This window comes from Draconibacterium halophilum (genome assembly GCF_010448835.1).
GTDB classification, from domain to species: Bacteria; Bacteroidota; Bacteroidia; order Bacteroidales; family Prolixibacteraceae; genus Draconibacterium; species Draconibacterium halophilum.
Genome location: NZ_CP048409.1, coordinates 4,118,124 through 4,139,334, shown reverse-complemented (window position 1 = coordinate 4,139,334; position 21,211 = coordinate 4,118,124). Strand labels below are relative to the sequence as shown.

Genomic DNA, 21,211 nt, shown 5'->3' with positions numbered 1-21,211 from the left:
ATTGGGCAAGAGTAACAGCACCTTAGCCAACTTGTATGGCCTTACATCTTAACTGCAATTTACTGGATATGGACGAGCAGCAGGTACTGGATTATCTGTATCACATCAAAACACCAGTACCATGGTATAAGAAAATATGGCAGTATAATATTTTTTATTTTACCGAACTATTTCCAAAATCCAATCGGAAATTTCTTTCAATGCAATTGGGGACATTGTTTGTTCTATCTCTTTATATTCATCAATGTTTCCCGTTGTACATTCCTGAAATAAATGATTCAAACTTTCTAGTTCTACAATCTTGTAGTTCTTATTATTCGCCTTGATTAAAGCATTCCGTATTGCATTTTGATTGATGGTTGAATTAACCTGTGTATCCTTACTTCCGTTTAAGGACAATACTGGAATACTTAATTGTTCAAATTCAACTGCAGGATTGTAATTGTAGAAATAGATACTCCACGGTTTTAAGGTAGATTTTGTTTCATTATTAATGAATTTTGAAATATTTTCATCTTTTGCACCTAGCGATTTTAAAATTGGAGCTAAGTATGATTTATTATGCGCTGTTAATTCTTTTCTTTTTTCCGACATTTCTTTGCTTGAAGAAGCTATTTTAATTGCTTGTCTTACATTGTCCTCAAAAGCTACTTCATCGGGAACTGGAAAAGGTCTCAATGATTTTGATTGCAAAACGGATACCTTACTGCCTGGTATTCCTGTTGCCGCCAAGGTCACAATAAATGAGATATCTGAAGTTTGATTAGCCGCCAATGGTGCTATTATTCCTCCTTCACTATGACCTATTAACCCAATATGTTTTGCATCAATATCTTTTCTGGATTTTAAATAACGCACAGCACTTAACACATCTTGGGCAAAGTCGGCTGTTGTGGCTTTACTAAAATCACCTGTCGATTCACCGAATCCACGATCATCATAACGCAATACAGCAATGTTGTTTCGGGTAAGGTAATCTGAAAGTACTAAAAAAGGCTTGTGTGTAGGAATGCTTCCATCTCTGTCGTGTCGGCCACTTCCGCTTATTAAAATAACCACTGGGAATTTCTCACTTCCTACTGGTCGTGTAAATGTTCCGGCTAATACTATATTGGCTTTGGAGTTTTCAAAAACAACTTCCTCTTCAAAGTACGGATAAGGCTTTTCCGGCACTTGTGGTCTTTTGGGAGCTGCAATTTTTGGGTTACCTTTTATTAAATTTAAAATTAGTTTAGTGCTACCTTCAGTATACTCGCCCTCAATCTGCTGTGTGGTTTCGTTTAATTTTCCTTCGTATTTCATACCAACATTTGAACCGTCGATACTTAGTATTCCATTTTCAAAAGTGGTCGCTTTTGGTTTGACGCCAGATACGTCAAAATTAGGAACAGCCATAGTTGTATTGAAAACTTCGTCATTTCTTTCAAAAAGAAAAACAAAGGTTATTTCCTTATTGTCGGGATTTGTGGCAATACCATGCCACACCCCGGAAATATTTTGTGAAAATACATTCATTGCTGAGAATGCTGTTAAAAGTATTGTTATTATCAATGATTTCATATTCGTTAAATTTTAAACATAAGTGTCCTGACCAAATATTTTTGGCGATATTGATTTGAAAAAAATAGTGTTAATAATCTGGAGATAGAAGATGTTTGCAGTGGTATTTGTTATATTAAATTTCCTGCAGCTTTAACCTGAGAATCCATGTAACGACCGACTAACATACCAACCAGCAAACCAAAGCTAATTCCATAAGAGATTCCTAAAGACCGCTCAATACTTGATAAGAGCACAACTCCTATAAGAACTCCAAAAGATAAGCCAAAAGCTATGCCCAAATTAGTATAATGCCCTTTTGAAGTTAAAGAAAATGTATCCTTTAAATAGTTCTCAAATTTACGAAATGCTTTCTTGAAGTATTTTTTCCTGTTCTCGGGATTCGATTCTAAATTTAAATTATCCAATTCCGTTTCTATGGATTGAATTTCATCTTTTGAGAACGCTCTGTTTTTCAATTCGCGCAGAACATGAAGGAACTTTTCATAAATTTTTGTTTCAGATGTTTTAGCTGTTTCGGCTTTTAAACTTTCGAAAAAGTTAGTTGCTTCTTGTAATGTCATAATATGTAATTTTTATTGTTTCTTGTTTAGTGGCTCGAAGCAAGAAATATTACATACAAAACAATCTTTTTTTCAAAAAAAATCTAAAAAGCCTATTAAATGAAGCATTACGAGATGTATTCAACTCCTTAAACTTTCTAAATCAGTTAATAGTTCATCCAGTTTTTTCAATACCCTTCCGTAAATAATGTTCAAATCCCACATATAAATCCGGCCACCAAAATATGCCAGCAGGCCCATAATTAAAACAGCCATAATTATAGCTATCAGTGGTACCCCAAATATTAGATAGGTATCCGGAAAACCTATTAGGATTTCGTTAACGAGTCGTTCGCCCAGGTAAGTGCCTTCAGTATCATTAAACCAAAATCCCAAAACAAAAGATAGAAAGAAAATGGGGTAGATAAATGCAGAGAGTCGCTTATTAATGGTTATTTGTTTTTTTATCCAATGGCTGAAAGCCTTAAGGTATTGATAACTATTTTGCCCTTGATCAATCCTTTCCAACTTAGTCAATAAATTCTTATTAATGAAGACCACCACCATAAGTGTTACAAAAAATAGCGCTCCCATTACCGGAATGTGCAAAAAATAGGAAACAATTAGAAAGACAAATGATCCGACTACAATTGCGATCAAATTGTTGCGGAACATTCTCTTGAACTTGTCAATGATGTGAATTGATTTTTGGTTGTAAAGGTTGTCTATCTTCGGTGCTGTTAAGTCATCATTCTTTTGAAAGCCTTCTTTCCAAATATTTTCAATTGATCTTTCCATCTAATATTTTTTTTAATTTCATTTTAATTCTTTGAACACGAACACCAATATTATTTGGATTTGTTCCTATAATATCAGCGATTTCCTGATAGGTTTTTTCTTCCAAATAAAGCATAATAATGGCTCTGTCAATTTCTGACAGTTTTCGAATAGCATCATATAGCAGATTTAGAGATTCGTCTGAAAATGCATAATTATCTTCTGTTTCTTGAGCAGGCAAAGAATCGGATACAAAATGCTGACTGTTGTTTTTCTTTTTCTTCAATAAGGTCAAACAAACATTCAGCGAAATTCGGTAAACCCAGGTACTCCATTCCGATTTCTCACGAAAGTTTTCTTTACTCCTCCAAATTTGCAAACATACTTCCTGGTAATAATCTTCAAAATCCTCTTGTGAATTGGTATATGCCCTGCACAACTTAATGATTATTCCAGAAAAGGGAAGTATAGATGTTTTATAAAAATCGGTACTCAAATCTGCTTTTTTTAGTTAGTGGCTCAAATCTTTAATTATTACATTTAAGTTGGAATTTTGTAAAGACATATTTTAGGACGACACAAAGTTTCAACAACTTGTTTATTTCGAGATCTTTCGATTTCCGTAATTGTTATGGGATGAATATACTTTTCTAAATGTAATTTATCAAACCAATTAAATAGCTGTCTAATATCGTTTTCGACAATTCTGTGTGCTTCTCGGTGAATAATAATATTAGTGTCTAATAGTATTTTCGTTTATTGGTTGTGTTAACATTGTTGCCAGCCTATATGGCTCCCACTTTTTGTATAAATTGTATATCAGGGTGCGTATTCAACGGTTCAAAGTTTAGCGGATTAAATGTAAACATCTTATGTTTAAAGCACAAATTAAAACTGTTTTAAGCCAGTTGGTAGCTCGTCCTTCTTTTTACCTTAGATTTGAAGTGTTAATTCTCAATGAAATAGGGGGTGTCCCGATGCTTCAATAGGGACGGCGAATTCGATTAGTATACCGCAGCCATTTAATTTAAAATTGTACATTTGATAAAAATACCCGTTTATGCGAAGGAAAGAACTCAGAATAATGGTTTGCGAATACGATGCGGTGGCGGAGTTACCCGAAGCCGACCAGAAATTGTTGCTGGCAGCACGCGAAGCCACTAAAAATGCGTATGCACCGTATTCGAAATTTTGTGTGGGAGCAGCCTTGTTGCTCGAAAACGGTGAGGTAATTGCCGGCAGCAACCAGGAGAATGCCGACTTTACCGATGGCCTGTGTGCAGAGCGGGTTGCCCTGTTTTATGCCAACTCTACTTACCCGGACCAAGCCGTAAAAGCCATTGCCGTTACAGCAAAAAACGCAAACGGAATTGTAGAAAATCCGGCGCAACCTTGTGGCTCGTGCCGCCAGGTACTGGTAGAAACCGAGTCGCGCTATAACAATTCTATTCGCCTGATTCTCGATGGCCGAAAACACATTCAGGTGCTTGAAGGCGCCGATAACCTGCTGCCCTTTGCGTTTAAACCTAAGGATTTAGAGTAGGGCGGCGCAAGGCAAAAGTAAAAAGGTTAAAGGCAAAAGGTGAGAATAGCTGTCATCTCGAAGCGAAGCGAGAGATCTGTTTCAGGGGCTGATCGCCTCATTTTAATTTAACTACAAAGTTTCACAAAGTAAGCACGTAGTTTCACAAAGGAGAAAGAGAATTTCAAGCGTTCACCAATCAATCTAACTCAATCTCCCCATCTCCCAGTCTCCCCATCTCAAAGTCTCTTCGTCTCCCAGTCTCACACCTCCACCGGACTAAACTTTCCGGCATTAAATATATTCATAAACTCGTCCCAAACCGGATCTTTTGGCGGGTCGGCAACAATGGTTAATGGTGTTTTACGTACGGGGTGAATAAACTCCACTTTACGTGCATGCAGGTGAATGCCTTTGTCTTTGTTCGACCGGGCAGCACCGTATTTCAGGTCGCCTTTAATGTGCAGGTGCAACTGACGTAGCTGTACACGTATTTGGTGATGGCGGCCAGTATGAATTTCCACTTCCAGCAAATGGTAACGATCGATACTCGCTACATGGCGATAGGTGAGGCTGGCAAATTTTGCCCCCGGTTTCGATTCGTTGAAAGCGTAACTACGGTTTTTCTCCTGGTCTTTGCGCAGGTAATGCTCAATGGTGTCGGTATATTTTGGCGGACGTTTATCAACCACTGCCCAATACACTTTTCGCATGCCGTCTTTGGTTTGGAAAAGTTTGTTTAGCCGTGGCAGCACTTTACTGGTTTTAGCCAGAATAAGCAGACCACTTGTTGGACGATCGAGTCGGTGGGGCAAACCAAGGTAAACATTTCCCGGTTTCTTGTATTTCACCTTCAGAAAATGTTTCACCTTGTCGATTACCGTTTCGTCGCCAGTTTTATCGCCCTGTACAACGTCGCCGCAGGCCTTGTTTATTGCAATAATATGATTGTCTTCGTAAACTACGTTCATTTTCAATGCTTGTTGTCATTTCAACGATCCCGAAACTTCGGGAGAGGAGAAATCTGCTCCAATGAAATGGATTTCTCAGTCATACTTCCTTCGAAATGCCAGTTATTTGAACTTTAATACTGCTCTTTCTCGTTGGGGAAATCCTGCGATTTTACATCGTTGATATAATTTCCTACTGCACCTTTTATTTCGGCTGCCAGGTTGTGGTACCTGCGTAAAAAACGTGGTGAGAACTGTTGTGTTATTCCCAGCATATCGTGAATTACCAGCACCTGACCATCAACACCGCCACCGGCACCAATTCCAATAACAGGAATTTTCAGCTCTTTGGCTACCCGTTCGCCCAATTCTGCGGGAATTTTTTCCAGTACCAGCGCATAACATCCTGCTTCTTCCAGCAGCTTGGCATCGCTGATCAGTTTTTCTGCTTCAGCATCTTGTTTGGCACGCACTGTATAAGTTCCAAATTTATGTATCGACTGAGGCATTAACCCGAGGTGGCCCATCACCGGAATTCCGGCCGAAAGAATACGTTTTACCGATTCAATAACCTCTTCGCCACCTTCGAGTTTTACCGAGTCGGCAGCGGTTTCTTTCATAATACGAATGGCGGAACTTAGTGCTTCGCGCGAGTTGCCCTGGTAGGTTCCAAAAGGAAGATCTACCACTACCAGTGCACGGTTTACGGCACGTACCACCGACGATCCCAGAAAAATCATTTCATTAAGGGTAATTGGTAGCGTGGTCTCGTGACCGGCCATTACGTTTGAGGCCGAATCGCCAACCAGGATTACATCTACTCCAGCTTCATCAACCAACTGCGCCATACTAAAATCGTAGGACGTTAACATCGATATTTTTTCTCCGCGCAGTTTCATTTCCGATAAACGGTGCGTGGTAACTTTTCGAACTTCGCTATGTACTGACATGTCTGTTTGTATTCAATTTAGACAGCAAAATTAACCAAACCTTTTATTTAACCCAAAAGCGGGGGGTTTTTCGCTTTGGGCTAAGTGTTGCTTAACTTTTATTAACCGGTTTATGCGCGTAGTTTTCAGAAGGTTTATTTTCTTTGTGGCTAATTTCAAAGTCGGAAAATGAGAAAACTAAATAGCGTATTCCCTCAAATTTGTTTGCTCCTTATTTTTGTATTTACCATGTTTGTTGCCGGGGCGCAGGAACAGGAGATCAATAACGATGTGGTTTCGTTTAAAAGGAGCGAACTGAACTGGGGGTTGATTATGGGCGTGAGCAAGGAAACAGAAGAGTTGTTAAGCGATGAAAGCCGTTTTAACGACGAACGTACCCTGTTTAATGGGAAGTTCAGGTTGGAAAATACTTATTGGAATTTACTGGATTACAAACAGGAACGCTTAAGTTTTCGGTTTGAGGCTGGCCCTTACGGCGGTTATGGTGATTGGGTCGACAGCTCGAAAGTGGAGTATATTACAGCCGATCAGGATTTTTACGGCGTGCGAACATCGGCAAATATCGATTACAATTACCGCTATTATTACGATACAAAAAGTTATACGGTACTTGATGTAAGTGCCTGGGGACGTTACGAAGTATTTAAACAGAATTTGGATGGAACCAGCACCGATTCGCTGGGGGTTACCACGCCGGTTGATGGAAGTGTTACAAAAGACCGCCTGCGCTATGGTTTAAATGCGAAAGCTGGTTGGGGATCGGGACGATTAAGCCCCATGAACCACTTGATGACTGCGCACTACCTGCTGGAAAAATATTACCCGGGGCGTTTATTCTCCGATTACGAAATTGCGCAGTTTGCCCAGGTGATTGCGAAGATTAAGCACAACCGCGATTTAAAGGAAGGACATAGTGCTGAAAAAGAAATGGAGGAAGTGGTTGATTTTATCCGCAGTACTTTTGTGCTGGCATCTCCCGAATCGATGGCAGCTGAGTGGCAGTACAGCGAGTTTGATCCGCGTTACCAGGGAAGCCGCTTAGAGATTGGCCCACAATTTAAGTATTATAACCAGGAGCCCGATTTTTTATTTGGCGGCTACATTCAGTACGACAATGCCAAATACGTTAATGTAAAATGGAACCGGAATTTCTCGGCCGAGCTGGTTTATAATCGCTACACAAAAACAGATAAGGAGTATATTGATGAATACCTTGTTAACTCCAATGTGAGTCGCGATTGGGCAACGGCAGATATTAATTTGGGGTGGAGCTATTACCCCAACCTGAAAACGCAGTTCGATTTTGGAATGCGTTATGTGCCGGGTATCGAGCTAAATAATTTCGATGAAGTGGGGGCATTAAGCCACAATGTTATTCCTTATGTTGCCTACTTCACTCAACTGAATAGCAAATCGCGGGCAAAACTCAATTTTGCCTGGCGTATTGCCGATGGCGAACAGTTTGTGATTCCCGGACCGGAGTTTTCGCTGGCAATTTACCGGAGTAAGTATTAGCGATTAAACCCGCAGGAATATTTTCTTTTTATACATATAGTAAAGCAATCCCCATATGAGTGCAAGGCCAAGAATCAGCTGAAGGAACTGACCAGCTTCACCCAATGGATTTGTAATCCACCCGAAAAAGAATTCCGTTATATATTGAATGTCGATAATGCGTGTAAAAAGGTAAACGAAAATGGAGTTCATACCGATTACCCGGAAATAAAATGCCCAGCCACGTATTTTCCAATGATCGATAATCAGGAAAAATAAAGCCATTAACAGAAAACTGATACCCCCTGTGAGCATATTAAATGTTGAGGTCCAGCATTTTTTTATGATCGGGTAGAAGGTTGAAAAGGCAAGTGCCAAAATAATCAAGCCAACTCCGGTGGCTGCCATGTAGCCTATTTTTTGCCAGTCGGTAGTTTTACGATTTCGCAGGATATTCCCGGCAATGGTGCCCATCAGTGTAATTCCGGTGGCCGATAGGCTGCACATTATTCCTTCGGGATCGAACGTTCCGCCATGTAAACGACCTGGTAAAAATAGCTGGTCGATGTAGCCGTTTATACATCCCTCGGGAGTCAATACTCCGGTACCAACTCCCGGAACAGGAATAAGTAACTGGATAATTCCAAAACCAACAAGAATTCCTGCCAGCCAGTATATGCGGCTTTTAAACGATTGAAAATAAATAACAATAAGCGAGGCAAAAAAGTAGCCGATACCAATTTGTCCGAGTACACTGGCAATCCGCCCGTCGGCAAACCCATTCTGGAAAGTACCGTTATAAAGTATTCCTAAAACGATTAGAATGACCATTCGCTTAAAAGCTTTTAAAGCCAGTCGTTTTTTAGGTACGTTCTTTTCAATTTTAGCTTTTATCGAGAAAGGGATAGCAACACCGGCAATAAACATAAAAAGCGGGAAGATCAAATCTTCAAAATGAAATCCTGCCCACTCGGCATGATGCATTTGGTTCCCTAGCCAGTCGGCACCGGTTATTTTGGAAATAGCAGTTGCCAAAATACCGCCGCCAGTTATCCAAAACATATCAAATCCGCGCAGCGCGTCTAATGATTGAAGCCTTTTTTGTGGTTCAGTTCTTAATGATTTAGTTGACATAGTACTCGTTTTATTGGTTTTCGAATTTAATAAAACTTCCAGATTAATCTTTTATCATTCATATTAATCCTTTCATTCTGTCGTTTTGTCACCACATCTGACAGGATTTTTACTGAGTCGGGGCAATACTATGTCAGATTTTACATTCATTCTGCTGATTTTCCCATGGCACAATCATTGATTATTTCCTGACGTAAAATTTTAGAACAATAAAAACTTAAAAAATATAACAATGGGAAAAATTATCGGAATTGACTTAGGAACCACAAACTCTTGTGTTTCTGTAATGGAAGGTAACGAGCCTGTAGTTATCCCTAACAGCGAGGGAAAACGTACTACACCGTCTATCGTTGCTTTCGTAGAAAACGGAGAACGTAAAGTTGGTGATCCTGCAAAACGTCAGGCAATCACTAACCCAACAAAAACGATCTACTCGATCAAACGATTCATGGGAGAAACTTTTGATCAGGTTAGTAAAGAAGTAAATCGTGTGCCTTATAAGGTAATTAATGGAGACAACAATACGCCACGCGTTCAAATCGACGACAGAAAATATTCGCCACAGGAAATTTCGGCAATGATACTTCAGAAAATGAAGAAAACGGCTGAAGATTATCTTGGACAAGAGGTTACAGAAGCAGTAGTAACTGTTCCTGCTTACTTTAGCGATTCGCAGCGTCAGGCAACGAAAGAAGCTGGTGAGATTGCCGGTTTAACTGTTCGTCGTATTATCAACGAACCTACTGCTGCTTCGTTGGCTTACGGCTTGGACAAGATGGACAAAGACATGAAAATCGCAGTATTCGACCTTGGTGGCGGTACTTTCGATATTTCTATTCTTGAGTTGGGTGATGGCGTTTTCGAAGTAAAATCAACCGACGGTGATACTCACCTTGGTGGAGACGATTTCGACCAGGTAATTATCGACTGGTTGGCCGACGAGTTTAAAAGCGAAGAAGGCATCAACCTACGCGAAGATCCAATGGCACTGCAACGTTTGAAAGAAGCGGCTGAGAAAGCAAAAATAGAATTGTCGAGCTCTTCTCAAACGGAGATTAACCTGCCATACATTATGCCGGTTAATGGTATTCCAAAACACCTGGTAAAAACATTGTCTCGTTCAAAATTCGAGCAGTTGGCTGATACATTGATTACTGCAACAATCGAACCTTGTCGTAAAGCATTAAAAAATGCAGGAATGTCGGCAAGCGATGTTGATGAAGTGATTCTTGTAGGTGGTTCAACACGTATTCCTGCCATTCAGAATAAAGTAAAAGAATTCTTTGGTAAAGAAGCCTCAAAAGGTGTAAACCCAGATGAGGTAGTTGCAGTAGGTGCAGCTATTCAGGGTGGTGTTTTAACAGGTGAAGTAAAAGACGTTCTTCTGCTTGACGTAACTCCACTTTCATTAGGTATTGAAACCATGGGTGGTGTAATGACTAAGTTGATTGAATCGAATACAACTATTCCGACTAAAAAATCGGAAACATTTACTACCGCTGCCGACAATCAGCCATCAGTAGAGATTCACGTTCTGCAGGGCGAGCGTCCAATTGCATCGGGCAACAAAACGATCGGTCGTTTCCACTTAGATGGAATTCCACCGTCACCGCGTGGAGTGCCACAAGTTGAGGTAACTTTCGATATCGACGCAAACGGTATTTTGCACGTACACGCAAAAGATAAAGCAACAGGTAAATCGCAGTCGATCCGTATCGAGGCTTCTTCAGGTCTTTCGGATGATGAGATCAACCGCATGAAATCGGAAGCTGAAGCAAATGCTGAAACCGATAAGCAAGCAAAAGAAACTGCTGATAAAATCAACCAGGCTGACAGTTTGATCTTCCAGACTGAGAAGCAGTTGAAAGAATATGGTGACAAATTGCCTGCTGACAAAAAAGGCCCGATTGAAGATGCTTTGAAAAAATTGAAAGAAGCACATGCTTCAAAAGATTTGGCTGCAATTGATGCTGCAATGAACGAGTTGAATACCGTATTTCAGGCAGCTTCGCAGGAAATGTACAACGCTTCGCAAGCACAAGGTGGTGCTGAAGGTCCTCAGGGAGAACCACAAGCCGATCCGAATGCAGGAGCACAAGGTGGCGACTCAAAAGGCGACGATGGTGAAGTAACTGACGTTGACTTTGAAGAAGTGAAATAGATTACTATCATAAGCGATAGGCAAAAATAGTTAAACCGCAGTAAGACATTGTCTTGCTGCGGTTCTTTTATTTATAAAAATGTTTTGAAATAAGCTAATTGAAAGTGCTATGGAGGTGTTTCTGAGTAATTGGTACCAGGCTTCTGTTAGCCATGAAATGCCAATTTTTACCTATAAAATCTTTCCGGGAACCTTTTCCCGGAAAGAATTATCAGCTTATATTGAAAGACTAACTGTTAAGTCTAATTGAATAGTGGTGTTTGAACTAACAGTAATGTTACTTAGGATTATATTGTTAACAGCACTAACTGCATTTGCTATTGCCGAAAAACTTAATTCGCTTTCTGTACTGGTGCGGTTGTAACTAGCAACATGTATTTCGTAATCTCCTTCTTCGAGAAATGAAAGCTTATAAGAACCATCTTGCTTTACTTTAGAACTTGTTACAGCATTCATAAATAGTAAATTGCTTCCTGTTTGGCCCTGTGTTTCGGTGGAAGCATTGTATTCTCCTTTTTTATATGCATAAACGATGTATTCTTTGTCATCTGAAATAGCACTTCCTGTTACATTGCCTTCGATTTCGCCAGTGGAGTTTTCGCTAATAACCCGAACTCCTGATGCCATTTCTGATGCGGCTACAAAAGAGTATTGTGTTTCGGCGCTATTTTCATTCCTTTGGATCGTTTTTCTCAAATCGAAATCAAAAACGAGGCTGGAATTTTCATTGGATTGAACTTCAAAATCCTTACTGAAGCTTAATTCAGAACTTGTTGAGGATGAAGTTTGAAGATTGTGTTTCTGATTATCGGAAGTTAATACATAACAGCCTGGAGAATTTCCGGAAGCATCCGATTCGTAATCTATTTCTAATGAAACACTGTTATAACTACTTGCTTCAACCATATCAGAATAAATAAGTTTTGTTTCACCATCGTGATAAGCTGAAATGTCTATCGTTTGCTTTTCAAACCCTTCTACAGTTTTGCCATCCACTTTTATTGCCGAAACGGTAACAAACGTACCTTCAATGTTCGAGTCGTCTGAGGGGCGTCGGTAAGTTTTACATCTAATTGTCCGGTCATTGTGTTCTGATCATCATCGTCTGAACAACCTATAAATGCTAATGTCGTTATGGCCAATGCCATTAGAGCGAAAATTTTTGTTTTCATAATCATATATTTATTATTTGTATTCTATAGCTGATAGTTATTACCTAATCAGCTTTGTTCAAAATTTTATTTGTTGTCTTTCCGATTTTTGTTGGCACGAGTTAAGAAAACTATTGCCGACTACTGCGAAAAAAATTATTACTAAGGTCAACTTTGTTTTCATCATCTATCTTTTTAATTCATACTGATGATTTAGTTGAACCGAATTAGAGAAGACCTTGCCATAATTTTGGGATGGTGAGCAAAGGTTGTTCTTAATAGCTTATATTCAGCGGAGTATTGCATGCTTTATTCTTATAATAAAGGCTAATTTAAGTTGTGATATGTGGATTTGTCTACACGTTGTGTAGAATTTGTGGCTGCGAAGCTACTCTGTTTTCATCCAGAATAAAATGGAATAAGATGTGTTTAATAGTACTATTAAGTAGAATAGGAGCAAAGAATTCTTTCTGAGTAAGCTACTAAGTATTTATTTATCATTTCGCTTGATCGATGCAGGAATCACATTGGCGAATGAATTATCTTACCTCTTTTTTTGTGGAATAATCCGGACGTTATAATATTCTTAATAATTGTCATTTCAGGAATGAAAAAGAAAAAGGCATTCTCGATACGAAAATGCCTTTTATAAGTATTAATTGTGATTGCTTCACTTATTTTAAAATGCAAATTTTAGTCCTATTCCCGGGTCAGGAGAAAAGAAAACTCCACCTTCGCTTACTAACTCCATATAGGGTTTTAAACTAATGTCTATTGCTAGCGGAACATTTGGTATTTTATATTCCAGACCCACTATTCCATCAATTCCAATACCAAAATCTCCGTCGTCAATATCATGAGGATGGTCGTACCAGCCTGCTGTACCTCTTCCATCGAATCTGTCGCCATAAAATGCTACATGACCACCAAAACCATAAAACCAGTTAAAACCAGGTTCATTAAATGCACTTTGTTGTTTTTCCCACAAACCTGTTAAACTAAATCCATGATGCCAAAATCCTACAATCCCTTCAACCGCAGAACTCCCGTTATTCTTCTTTAATGTCAGTCCCGATGTTCCTCCGGATCGCAATCCAACTGCAAAATCGTATTGGGCCATAGCAACACCCGAACCAAACAATAGAAGCACAATTAAAACAAATCTTTTCGTGTTCATAATATTCAATATTAAAATTTCAGTTTACACAATGCCAATTAATGTACCTCAATAGTGCTTTGTGTTTGTAAGAATCAGTAAATCAAGTATTAGTGTAGCTCAGGAAGGTTTCTGCTTCCTGCAATGGTGTAGATTTTAAGCTACAAAGTGTAGACAATATAGTGCTAAATATAAAGAGTGCCACATATTGTATTGTTCTCATGGGTAAGTATATGTGTCAGGTATACAAGTGTTTATGGTTCTTTGTGGAAGGTGTTTATTTAAATGGCACAATTGTTCCATCAGGGAGCTATAACGTATTAATTAAACAACAAAATTATAATAGCATGAAAACAAAATTGCGTAGAAAAACGGGAATACTGTCATTCATTATGGCATTGGTAATGATTATCGCTTCATGTGGTACATCCAAAACTTTTAAAGGAGGAGCAATTGGTGCCGGTGCCGGTGGTGCCATAGGTGGCCTAATTGGTTCTAAATCTGATAATACAGCCAAAGGAGCAATACTTGGTGCTGCAATAGGTGGTACTGCAGGAGCTCTCATTGGAAACTATATGGACAAACAGGCCGAAGAATTGCAGGAAGATCTTGAAGGTGCCAGCGTTGAAAGAATTGGAGAAGGAATTAAAATCACTTTCGACTCAGGAATTCTTTTTGGTTTCGATTCGTCTGAACTTACCTATGCATCTAAAGAAAATATTGCAGAGTTAGCAGAAACTCTTAAAAAATATGAAGAAACCGAAATCCTTATTGAAGGACATACCGATAATAAAGGTTCTGATAGTTATAACCAGGAGCTATCAGAAAGAAGAGCAGGTTCTGTTGCCGATGAATTAAAGATGCTTGGCGTTGCTGCTTCAAGGATTTCAGAAGTAGGGTATGGCGAAGAAATGCCAATTGCTGATAATTCAACAGAAGAAGGAAGAGCCCAGAATAGAAGGGTAGAGGTTGCCATTTTTGCCAACGAAAAACTTAAAAAAGCTGCAGAAGAAGGTGACTTGATTATAGAATAAATTGAATGTTAAAGAAGAACATAAATATGATAAGTATGAAAAAATTAATAATGATAGCGTTTCTAACGCTTGGTATGGGAACAATGATTTACGCACAAAATCAAGCGACAGGAATTAAAGGAGGTTTAAACTTCTCAAGTCTTTCAACCGATGGGAACAATGACAAGAACCTGAAAATGGGCTTTCATGCCGGGGTTTTTACTAAGATTCCAGTTAGCGAATCTTTTGCAATTCAACCGGAACTTCTCTATTCCGGAAAAGGTATTAAGCTTAATTATGACGAAAGTACCATTGCCGATGGAGAAACAAAATTTAATCTGAATTATATAGATGTACCGGTAAAACTGGTTTTCAATTTATCAGAAGATTTTGAATTCCAGTTTGGCCCCTATTTCAGTTATCTGGTAAATGCAAACACGGATACCGATGCTGAGTTATTTGGCGGCGAAATAGACGCTAACGACGAGTTAGACAGAGACCACTTTAATAGTTTTGATTATGGTTTGACCGCCGGATTAGGTTTTGATCTTGATCCAATGATTTTTGGACTAAATTATAACCTGGGCCTGAAACAGGTTGCTAAAGACAATGATTTATCCTACGACCTACTGGGTGATGCAAAAAATATGGTCATTCAGGCTTATGTTGGATTTAAATTTTAATCCTGAAGGAACAGAAAATAGTATAAAAATTGATCAAACCCAAATTGATAAATCTGTTTGGTTTAGTGATTGCGTTCGTTTTGTAATATTCAAAATAACAGGCGATTAGAAGTATACTTTAAAAAGAATAACCCTTATTTTTTATCTTAATTTCAGAACCACAAAACAGGATAACTCATTTTGTTATCCTGTTTTGTGGTTCTTGTTTCAGTTTTTGTGAATCTAATTTTAAAATAGCAAACAATTAGCTTTGCAAAGACTGAACTGAAGGTCCTTTCATCATCCGATCGAAGGGGCTTTTTTATTCCAGTTGTGAAATAGCTGCATGTAGTAAATCTTTTTTGCGGAATGAAACCGGCACCTTAGAACCATCGTCCATGTGGATGGTTATTCCGTCTTGTTTGTCTATTCGGACAATACGATTCAGGTTAATCAAATGTGATTGATGAGGTCTGAAAAAGTTTGAGTTTTGCAAAATCTTACTGTATTCTTTTAGGGTTTTCGAAATAAAAATGGGTGGCGAGTTATGAATGTAAAACCTGCAATAATTACTTTCTGCTTCAACCCTGATGATGTCGTCGGTTTTTACGATATATATTGATTCAGCTGTTTTAAGCACTATTTTTTGAAAAGGTTTATAAGAATTATTAATGTTCTCAATTAACGTTTTTAATTGGTTGGTATGAACATTAAGGCTACTCTCAATTTTTTGAACGGAAGAAATTAATTCTTCAGGATCCAGTGGTTTTAGTAAATAATCGATAGCCGAGAATTTGAAGGCTTTTAATGCATATTCGTCATAAGCAGTTAATATAACTAATGCGAAATCGATGTAGTTTATTTTGTCCAGAAGGTCAAAACCAGTTCCATCTGGCATTCTAATATCAAGGAAAACAACATCTGGTTGTAGGGTTTCTATCTGTTCAATTCCACTTTGTACATTATTTCCTTCACCTACAATTTCAATATTTTTGCAATAAGTTCGCAGCATTTTGTTTAGGGTTTCTCTTGCCCGGGGTTCGTCATCGATAATAACGGTGCGAATTACTGAGTTATTCATGGTAGTATATGTTTTTGCTTTGTTGCCTGCGGTAACCGCAACCTTAAAATTCTTCTTTAAACGGAAACCTTATAACGACTTCCGTTCCGGTTTCACCTTCGTTATTTATGTTTTGTATTGTGAGTACGGTTTTACATCTCTGATTATTTAAAATTTTAATCCGTTTCTTTATTATTTCGGTGGCCATCGATTCGTGTTTTTTCTGGCTTGCTTTTCCTCTTTTAGGATAATACCCTGTTCCATTGTCGCGGATAATCGCTTCCAGGCAGGTTTCTTTTGTTTCGAAAGAAATTTGGATCATTCCCGGATAGGCGAGGTTGGCAAATCCATGTTCGATAGAATTCTCAATAAAAGGCTGAATAATCATTGGGGGAATATGTATGTAATCCGGATCAGGAATGTTTTTGCATTCTATGGTATATTCAAATTTATTCTCGATTCGTAGTTGCTGCAGATTTAAATAATATTGAAGCGATTCTATTTCTTTAGAGAGCGTAATCCATTCATTTCTTGAATTTTGAAGAAATATCCGCATGAGTTTTGCAAATTTTGAAAGATACAAGCCTGATTCGTAGGTGTCTTTTCTGTAAATAAAACTTTGTATTGCAATAAGAACGTTAAAAATAAAATGAGGATTCATTTGCAACTGAAGTAATTTGTGCTCCAATATAATTCTTTGCTCTTCTGTTTTTTGTTTTTTCGTTAAGGTTGAAATCCAGTAAATTATAAACCCAGAAAATAAGCAAACAATTAACAATATAAACCACCAGGTTTTCCAGAACGGCGGTTGGATTACAAGGTTAAAGGTACTTTCTTTTTGATTTGCTATGTTAGATTTAATTTTGAAGGAATAATTTCCGGGTTGAATATTGGTGTAGCTGGCACTATTGTTTTTTGTTTGTACCCAATCCGGATCAACTCCTTCTAATTTATATTGATATTGTTCCTTCAGTCCACTATACTGCATAGTTGAAAACTCAAGCGTAAAGAAATTCTGATCATATTCTAACTCAACAGGAGTTTCCGGGCTTGCGCTAAAAAAAATGCGCGATCCGAAAACTTTAGCACCGGTAAGTACTATTTTATTTGTAGAAGAGTGGTTGGTGAGCGATTCCGGGTTAAAAATAATGGCTCCTTGTTTTCCGGCAAACAGCAATTTTCCGGTTGATAATTTTAGCGATCCTCCTGAAAAATCGAAATCAGGCAGCCCGTGCAAATAGCTATATGATTGTGAGTCTTTTGTTTTTGGGTTATACAATACCAGGCCATCGGCTGTTCCAATCCAAAGGTTGCCACTTCCATCTTCCTGTAAACTAAAAATTTCTTTGTACGGGAACTCGATATCCTGTATGACATCAAATTTGCCCGTTTGTGGATTGAACTTGTGCAATTTTTCTCCACCTACCCAGATTGTTCCGTTTTTTTGCTGAAGAAAAACAGTAGCCTTGGTTTCCGAATATTTGCCGGTATTTTGTTGTGTTTTGTAAAAGTGATCAATCTCTAAGGTTTTGCTGTTGATACGGTTAAGTCCATTGTTGGTTGTGCCGGCCCAAATATATCCTGTAGAATCGTTCGCCAAAAAACTAATAAGATGAGATGTTAGGCAGTATTTCCCCGGTTGATTGTGTAATTCTATGTGTTTATAATCTGCCGACACCGATAGAAGTCCCTTGTTGGTTCCTGCCCAAATACAGCCATTATTATCTTCTGTTAAATTGAAAATATTATAATGCGATGTATTTTGTATGGGTGTGAATGCCTCCTTGAAAAATGTGTATATACCTTTATTTGTCCCGATAATCAGGTTGTTACTGCTAGCATCTGTTAGGATATCATTAATCATAAAACCTTCTAATAAGGTGTCAAGCTCAATTCGGTTATTTTTATAATTAAGCTTAATGAGGTTATTATCAGTTCCAACGATAATCCCTTTTTCATAAGGAACTGTTGCGTTTATCTTATTAGTTGTTAAATGAACTGCGGTGTTATTATCGTTTCGAAATTTGTTAGTTTGTTGGTCATAAACCAGTAATCCGAGGTTGGTGGCAACATAAACCTTTCCATTTATTTCATTTAGGTTGACTATTTCTTTCTGCCACAAAGGATTGGTTTTGTCGCTGTTGCTCTGAAGCAGTTTAAATTCATTTTTGTTGGTTAATATTCCAAGTCCTTTATTCGTCCCAAGCCAAAGAATTCCATTACCACTGTTTTTAGTCAGAGCTGTTATGTCGATGTTCGATATTATTTGTTCAAATTTCTTGCTAGTGTTGTGAAATGCCAGCAATCCATTGGTTGTTGCAAAATATATAGTGTCATCAATCTTTTCAGCCCGATGAAAGTTCTTGAAGTATTCAAAATCTGCCAATTCTGTTTCGTCGGAGGACTCAGTATTTTTTCCCCGGAAGACTGAAAATGAATCAACCTCAATGTGGTATTGGTAAATAATATTCCTGTAGGCCGTCCATATCGTTTGTTCATCCAATTCTATTCCGGTTAGCGGAAGTTCCATGGGGGTGGTATGTTCATGAAAATTATAAGAACGAAACTTTTCTACTTCCCGGTCGAAAATATGTATGCCGAAAGCCCCCCAAAGTCCGGCCATAAATCGTCCTCCCTTGTCTTCAAGAAAAGAACTATACCAATCTTTTTGATAAGAATCCGGATCGTAGCTAAATTTTTTAAATGCGTTTGTTCTACTATTGTATTTGTTAAAGCCAACCCCCTGCCATAATCCAATCCAGATGTTGTTATTATTGTCTTGATAAAGAGACGAAACCTTATTGGATGCTAAAGAGCTGCTATCTCCTTTTTTGTGTTGATAGTTGTTAAAAGTATCGGTTTTTGGGTTCCATTTGCTAAGTCCTTTTTTTTGAGTACCGAACCAAATGTTTCCTTTGTTATCTTCTAAAACTGAAGAAATGTTGTTTGAAATTAATGTGTTGTCAGTATCCGTTAGTCGTCGGATATATTGAATTTCATTATCGGATTTTGAAAATATAGAAATACCATCGTTTGTTCCAATCCAAATGTTTCCGTCCCTATCTTCAAATAAGGCATTAATTGAATTATTAATCAGCGAATGTGGGTCGCTTTCATTATTAGAATATAAAACTGCGCTGTTGTTATCGGCATTAAAACGGTAAACACCGTTTCCTCCGCTTAGCCACAAAAGCCCATCTCTGTCTTCAATGCAGTGAAATGAAGACATGGGGATAATTCGGCGAAATGTTTCTGTGTCTTTGTAAAACCGCCAAAAGCCATCAACTGATCCAACCCAAAACCTATGTTTTGAGTCTTCAATTACATAGGCCACTTTCTGGTCGCGTTTTTTATCTTTCCGGGTAGGATCTGATTTTACTAAATGCATATTACCCGATTCAGGATGAAAACGATAGGGGCCTTTTCCGCGGTTTCCTACCCAAATATCTCCATCGGAATCTTTAAACAGGCAGTGATAAGAATAATACTCCTGCGTAACTTGATGATGTGGATAATACTGAACTTTTCCGGTTTTGGTATTAATTTTATTCAGAACGCCATCAACAGTTTCTACCCACAAAACAGCGTTTGAATCGGGTAAAATTTTTCGAATATATAGGTTGCTCGGATCCGATTTTCCCTTGTTGATGGCTGACCAGGTGCGGAAAGTTCCGGTTTTATTATCGTATTTATTTAACCCGTTTTTTGTGCCAACCCATAAAGCCCCGTCTTCGTCAACGGCCAGGCATTGAATGTAGTTGCTTGAAATGGACAATGAGTCATCAGGAGAATGTTTAAAGTTTACAAAGTTGTAGCCATCGTAACGTGATAAACCTTCATTGGTTGCAATCCAAATAAAACCGTTATTATCCTGAAGAATATCCAAAACATAATCGCCACATAATCCATCGTTAGTAGTTAGCGATGAAAAACGGGCATAACGGTCTTCGTTAATGTTAACATTTGCCCGCGCAGAGCTAACAAAAAAAAGAATAGAAAACAGCCATATGTATCTCAGCAGAATCAAGCTTATAAAGATAAGATTTTTGTGTGCATGTACTTATTCGTTCTTAAATGTATTGGGTGCAGCTTTAACTACACCCAATATTGTTATTGTTTGTTTTTGGGGAGAGCAAAAAAGTATTGCTACCAAACTACTTTATTGCCAAATATGTCGTATTCAATATCAGAAAGCAGGCTTAGTTTTTTAATGCCTTTTACAGTATTAATATTGTCGTTTATATAATCCGTTCCTTTTTTCTCGTTTCCGCTTTCCATGCCGGCAGCTAAATCAATGCCGGGACTTAGGTACAAGCAATAAAATAAGGTTAGCGGGTTGCCTGTTACCAGTTCCGATACCATTGCTTTTTCTCCGTTGGCATTAACTACTTCAAAATCGGCAGGGAAACCGCTACCGTAATAATCGAATAAATGCTTTGGTTTTTTGGGCGCTTTTTTGGCTGCTTTTGTTGTTTTTTCTTTTTTGATATAGTCTTTGCTAAAACTATCATAGTTAACAAAATCCATGGAGCCCTTTAGGTTTTTTTTGGGGCTGGTGCATACGTTTTTTGCCGATCTGAACAAACCGGAAACATTGCCATTTTTATCGAAAAATACAGCTTCGCAAATATTGGTGGCATAAGCTTCCTCGGGTGTTCCGCTAAAATCGATATCGTAATCGCGCTCGGTTCCTTTTATCCCTAGCGCCCCTAATCCTGCTGAAGCAACTGTTTTCGCTTTTTTCTCTTCAGCGGTAATACCCGGCGTATAATAAAACTCGCAATCAGGAAATTTGCTCTCATCAAAAGTGGGATTCTTTTCGCCCATAAATAATACAACCACTTTGGGTTGGTATTTTGCTTGCGAAAATCCAAGCAAACTTACCATAAGCATGGCTACTGAAATAAATACTACTTTTTTCATGTGTTTTTGATTTTTGCCCCTGTTGCGGTTTACGTCCTTTTTCCGCAAGCCAGTGACGGTTTTTATTTCTTGTAAATTATTAGTTTTTATTTTTTAATGGATTAATTAAACGAATATCTGTTATATGTCATAATTACTATTTAGCACGTCATGCTG

At 38.2% G+C, this 21,211-nt stretch carries 17 protein-coding genes; 5 read left to right on the top strand and 12 right to left on the bottom strand.

From position 1 onward, the window contains the following. Window positions 1–159: 159 nt before the first annotated feature. From G0Q07_RS16850 to G0Q07_RS16835, 4 genes are all read right to left on the bottom strand, one after another. Window positions 160–1,560 (bottom strand): alpha/beta hydrolase, encoded by a 1,401-nt coding sequence (locus tag G0Q07_RS16850; RefSeq protein WP_163348253.1) that lies wholly within the window; start codon window positions 1,558–1,560, stop codon window positions 160–162. Between the two features lie 110 nt (window positions 1,561–1,670). Then, the gene (locus G0Q07_RS16845; protein WP_163348252.1) at window positions 1,671–2,123 is read right to left on the bottom strand and encodes a hypothetical protein; all 453 of its coding nucleotides are present in this window, start codon (window positions 2,121–2,123) and stop codon (window positions 1,671–1,673) included. Between the two features lie 120 nt (window positions 2,124–2,243). After that, window positions 2,244–2,900, bottom strand: coding sequence for a hypothetical protein (locus G0Q07_RS16840; protein ID WP_163348251.1), 657 nt, complete (start codon window positions 2,898–2,900; stop codon window positions 2,244–2,246). Beyond that, entirely contained in the window at window positions 2,884–3,375 is a 492-nt protein-coding gene (locus tag G0Q07_RS16835; protein ID WP_163348250.1) for an RNA polymerase sigma factor, read from the bottom strand. Before G0Q07_RS16835 ends, G0Q07_RS16840 begins: the two co-directional genes overlap by 17 nt. A 564-nt stretch (window positions 3,376–3,939) precedes the next feature. Here G0Q07_RS16835 and G0Q07_RS16830 point away from each other — a divergent pair. Further along, the gene (locus tag G0Q07_RS16830) at window positions 3,940–4,422 is read left to right on the top strand and encodes a cytidine deaminase (RefSeq protein WP_163348249.1); all 483 of its coding nucleotides are present in this window, start codon (window positions 3,940–3,942) and stop codon (window positions 4,420–4,422) included. A gap of 242 nt (window positions 4,423–4,664) precedes the next feature. Here G0Q07_RS16830 and G0Q07_RS16825 read toward each other — a convergent pair whose 3' ends face one another. Both G0Q07_RS16825 and panB read right to left on the bottom strand, forming a co-directional pair. Then, the gene (locus G0Q07_RS16825) at window positions 4,665–5,372 is read right to left on the bottom strand and encodes an RluA family pseudouridine synthase (RefSeq protein ID WP_163348248.1); all 708 of its coding nucleotides are present in this window, start codon (window positions 5,370–5,372) and stop codon (window positions 4,665–4,667) included. 113 nt (window positions 5,373–5,485) lie between these two features. After that, a complete protein-coding gene (gene panB / locus G0Q07_RS16820; RefSeq protein WP_163348247.1) occupies window positions 5,486–6,301 on the bottom strand; it encodes a 3-methyl-2-oxobutanoate hydroxymethyltransferase in 816 nt (271 codons plus the stop codon). A gap of 168 nt (window positions 6,302–6,469) precedes the next feature. On the opposite strand from panB, the gene G0Q07_RS16815 reads away from it, so the two are divergent. Beyond that, a complete protein-coding gene (locus G0Q07_RS16815) occupies window positions 6,470–7,816 on the top strand; it encodes a hypothetical protein (RefSeq protein WP_163348246.1) in 1,347 nt (448 codons plus the stop codon). A 3-nt stretch (window positions 7,817–7,819) separates the two neighbouring features. Here the strand turns inward: G0Q07_RS16815 and G0Q07_RS16810 are convergent, their stop codons facing one another. Next, entirely contained in the window at window positions 7,820–8,929 is a 1,110-nt protein-coding gene (locus G0Q07_RS16810) for an acyltransferase family protein (protein WP_163348245.1), read from the bottom strand. Window positions 8,930–9,161: 232 nt separating this feature from the next. Between G0Q07_RS16810 and dnaK the strand changes: the two genes are divergently transcribed. Beyond that, on the top strand, window positions 9,162–11,090 hold the full coding sequence (gene dnaK / locus G0Q07_RS16805; RefSeq protein ID WP_163348244.1) for a molecular chaperone DnaK: 1,929 nt from the start codon (window positions 9,162–9,164) through the stop codon (window positions 11,088–11,090). A 216-nt stretch (window positions 11,091–11,306) separates the two neighbouring features. Here the strand turns inward: dnaK and G0Q07_RS16800 are convergent, their stop codons facing one another. After that, window positions 11,307–12,122 carry a DUF4382 domain-containing protein gene (locus tag G0Q07_RS16800; protein WP_262888021.1) on the bottom strand — a complete coding sequence of 272 codons (816 nt, stop codon included), beginning with the start codon at window positions 12,120–12,122 and terminating at the stop codon, window positions 11,307–11,309. Window positions 12,123–12,920: 798 nt separating this feature from the next. Next, window positions 12,921–13,418, bottom strand: coding sequence for a hypothetical protein (locus G0Q07_RS16795; RefSeq protein ID WP_163348243.1), 498 nt, complete (start codon window positions 13,416–13,418; stop codon window positions 12,921–12,923). 326 nt (window positions 13,419–13,744) lie between these two features. Between G0Q07_RS16795 and G0Q07_RS16790 the strand changes: the two genes are divergently transcribed. Together G0Q07_RS16790 and G0Q07_RS16785 are read left to right on the top strand one after the other, a co-directional pair. Next, window positions 13,745–14,431 carry an OmpA family protein gene (locus G0Q07_RS16790; protein WP_203532586.1) on the top strand — a complete coding sequence of 229 codons (687 nt, stop codon included), beginning with the start codon at window positions 13,745–13,747 and terminating at the stop codon, window positions 14,429–14,431. Between the two features lie 35 nt (window positions 14,432–14,466). Further along, entirely contained in the window at window positions 14,467–15,093 is a 627-nt protein-coding gene (locus tag G0Q07_RS16785) for a porin family protein (RefSeq protein ID WP_163348242.1), read from the top strand. Window positions 15,094–15,394: 301 nt separating this feature from the next. Here the strand turns inward: G0Q07_RS16785 and G0Q07_RS16780 are convergent, their stop codons facing one another. The 3 genes from G0Q07_RS16780 to G0Q07_RS16770 form a co-directional block, all read right to left on the bottom strand. After that, window positions 15,395–16,153, bottom strand: a complete 759-nt coding sequence (locus G0Q07_RS16780; protein ID WP_163348241.1) for a LytR/AlgR family response regulator transcription factor — start codon at window positions 16,151–16,153, stop codon at window positions 15,395–15,397. A 43-nt stretch (window positions 16,154–16,196) separates the two neighbouring features. Next, window positions 16,197–20,159 carry a sensor histidine kinase gene (locus G0Q07_RS16775; protein WP_163348240.1) on the bottom strand — a complete coding sequence of 1,321 codons (3,963 nt, stop codon included), beginning with the start codon at window positions 20,157–20,159 and terminating at the stop codon, window positions 16,197–16,199. Window positions 20,160–20,278: 119 nt separating this feature from the next. After that, entirely contained in the window at window positions 20,279–21,055 is a 777-nt protein-coding gene (locus G0Q07_RS16770; RefSeq protein ID WP_163348239.1) for a hypothetical protein, read from the bottom strand. Window positions 21,056–21,211: the final 156 nt, after the last annotated feature.

Excerpts from the sequence above, each read along its gene's own strand:
- G0Q07_RS16850 (WP_163348253.1), bottom strand. The coding sequence starts at position 1,560 with ATGAAATCATTGATAATAACAATACTTTTAACAGCATTCTCAGCAATG.
- G0Q07_RS16845 (WP_163348252.1), bottom strand. The coding sequence starts at position 2,123 with ATGACATTACAAGAAGCAACTAACTTTTTCGAAAGTTTAAAAGCCGAA.
- G0Q07_RS16840 (WP_163348251.1), bottom strand. The coding sequence starts at position 2,900 with ATGGAAAGATCAATTGAAAATATTTGGAAAGAAGGCTTTCAAAAGAAT.
- G0Q07_RS16830 (WP_163348249.1), top strand. The coding sequence starts at position 3,940 with ATGCGAAGGAAAGAACTCAGAATAATGGTTTGCGAATACGATGCGGTG.
- G0Q07_RS16825 (WP_163348248.1), bottom strand. The coding sequence starts at position 5,372 with ATGAACGTAGTTTACGAAGACAATCATATTATTGCAATAAACAAGGCC.
- panB (WP_163348247.1), bottom strand. The coding sequence starts at position 6,301 with ATGTCAGTACATAGCGAAGTTCGAAAAGTTACCACGCACCGTTTATCG.
- G0Q07_RS16815 (WP_163348246.1), top strand. The coding sequence starts at position 6,470 with ATGAGAAAACTAAATAGCGTATTCCCTCAAATTTGTTTGCTCCTTATT.
- G0Q07_RS16810 (WP_163348245.1), bottom strand. The coding sequence starts at position 8,929 with ATGTCAACTAAATCATTAAGAACTGAACCACAAAAAAGGCTTCAATCA.
- dnaK (WP_163348244.1), top strand. The coding sequence starts at position 9,162 with ATGGGAAAAATTATCGGAATTGACTTAGGAACCACAAACTCTTGTGTT.
- G0Q07_RS16795 (WP_163348243.1), bottom strand. The coding sequence starts at position 13,418 with ATGAACACGAAAAGATTTGTTTTAATTGTGCTTCTATTGTTTGGTTCG.
- G0Q07_RS16790 (WP_203532586.1), top strand. The coding sequence starts at position 13,745 with ATGAAAACAAAATTGCGTAGAAAAACGGGAATACTGTCATTCATTATG.
- G0Q07_RS16785 (WP_163348242.1), top strand. The coding sequence starts at position 14,467 with ATGAAAAAATTAATAATGATAGCGTTTCTAACGCTTGGTATGGGAACA.
- G0Q07_RS16780 (WP_163348241.1), bottom strand. The coding sequence starts at position 16,153 with ATGAATAACTCAGTAATTCGCACCGTTATTATCGATGACGAACCCCGG.
- G0Q07_RS16770 (WP_163348239.1), bottom strand. The coding sequence starts at position 21,055 with ATGAAAAAAGTAGTATTTATTTCAGTAGCCATGCTTATGGTAAGTTTG.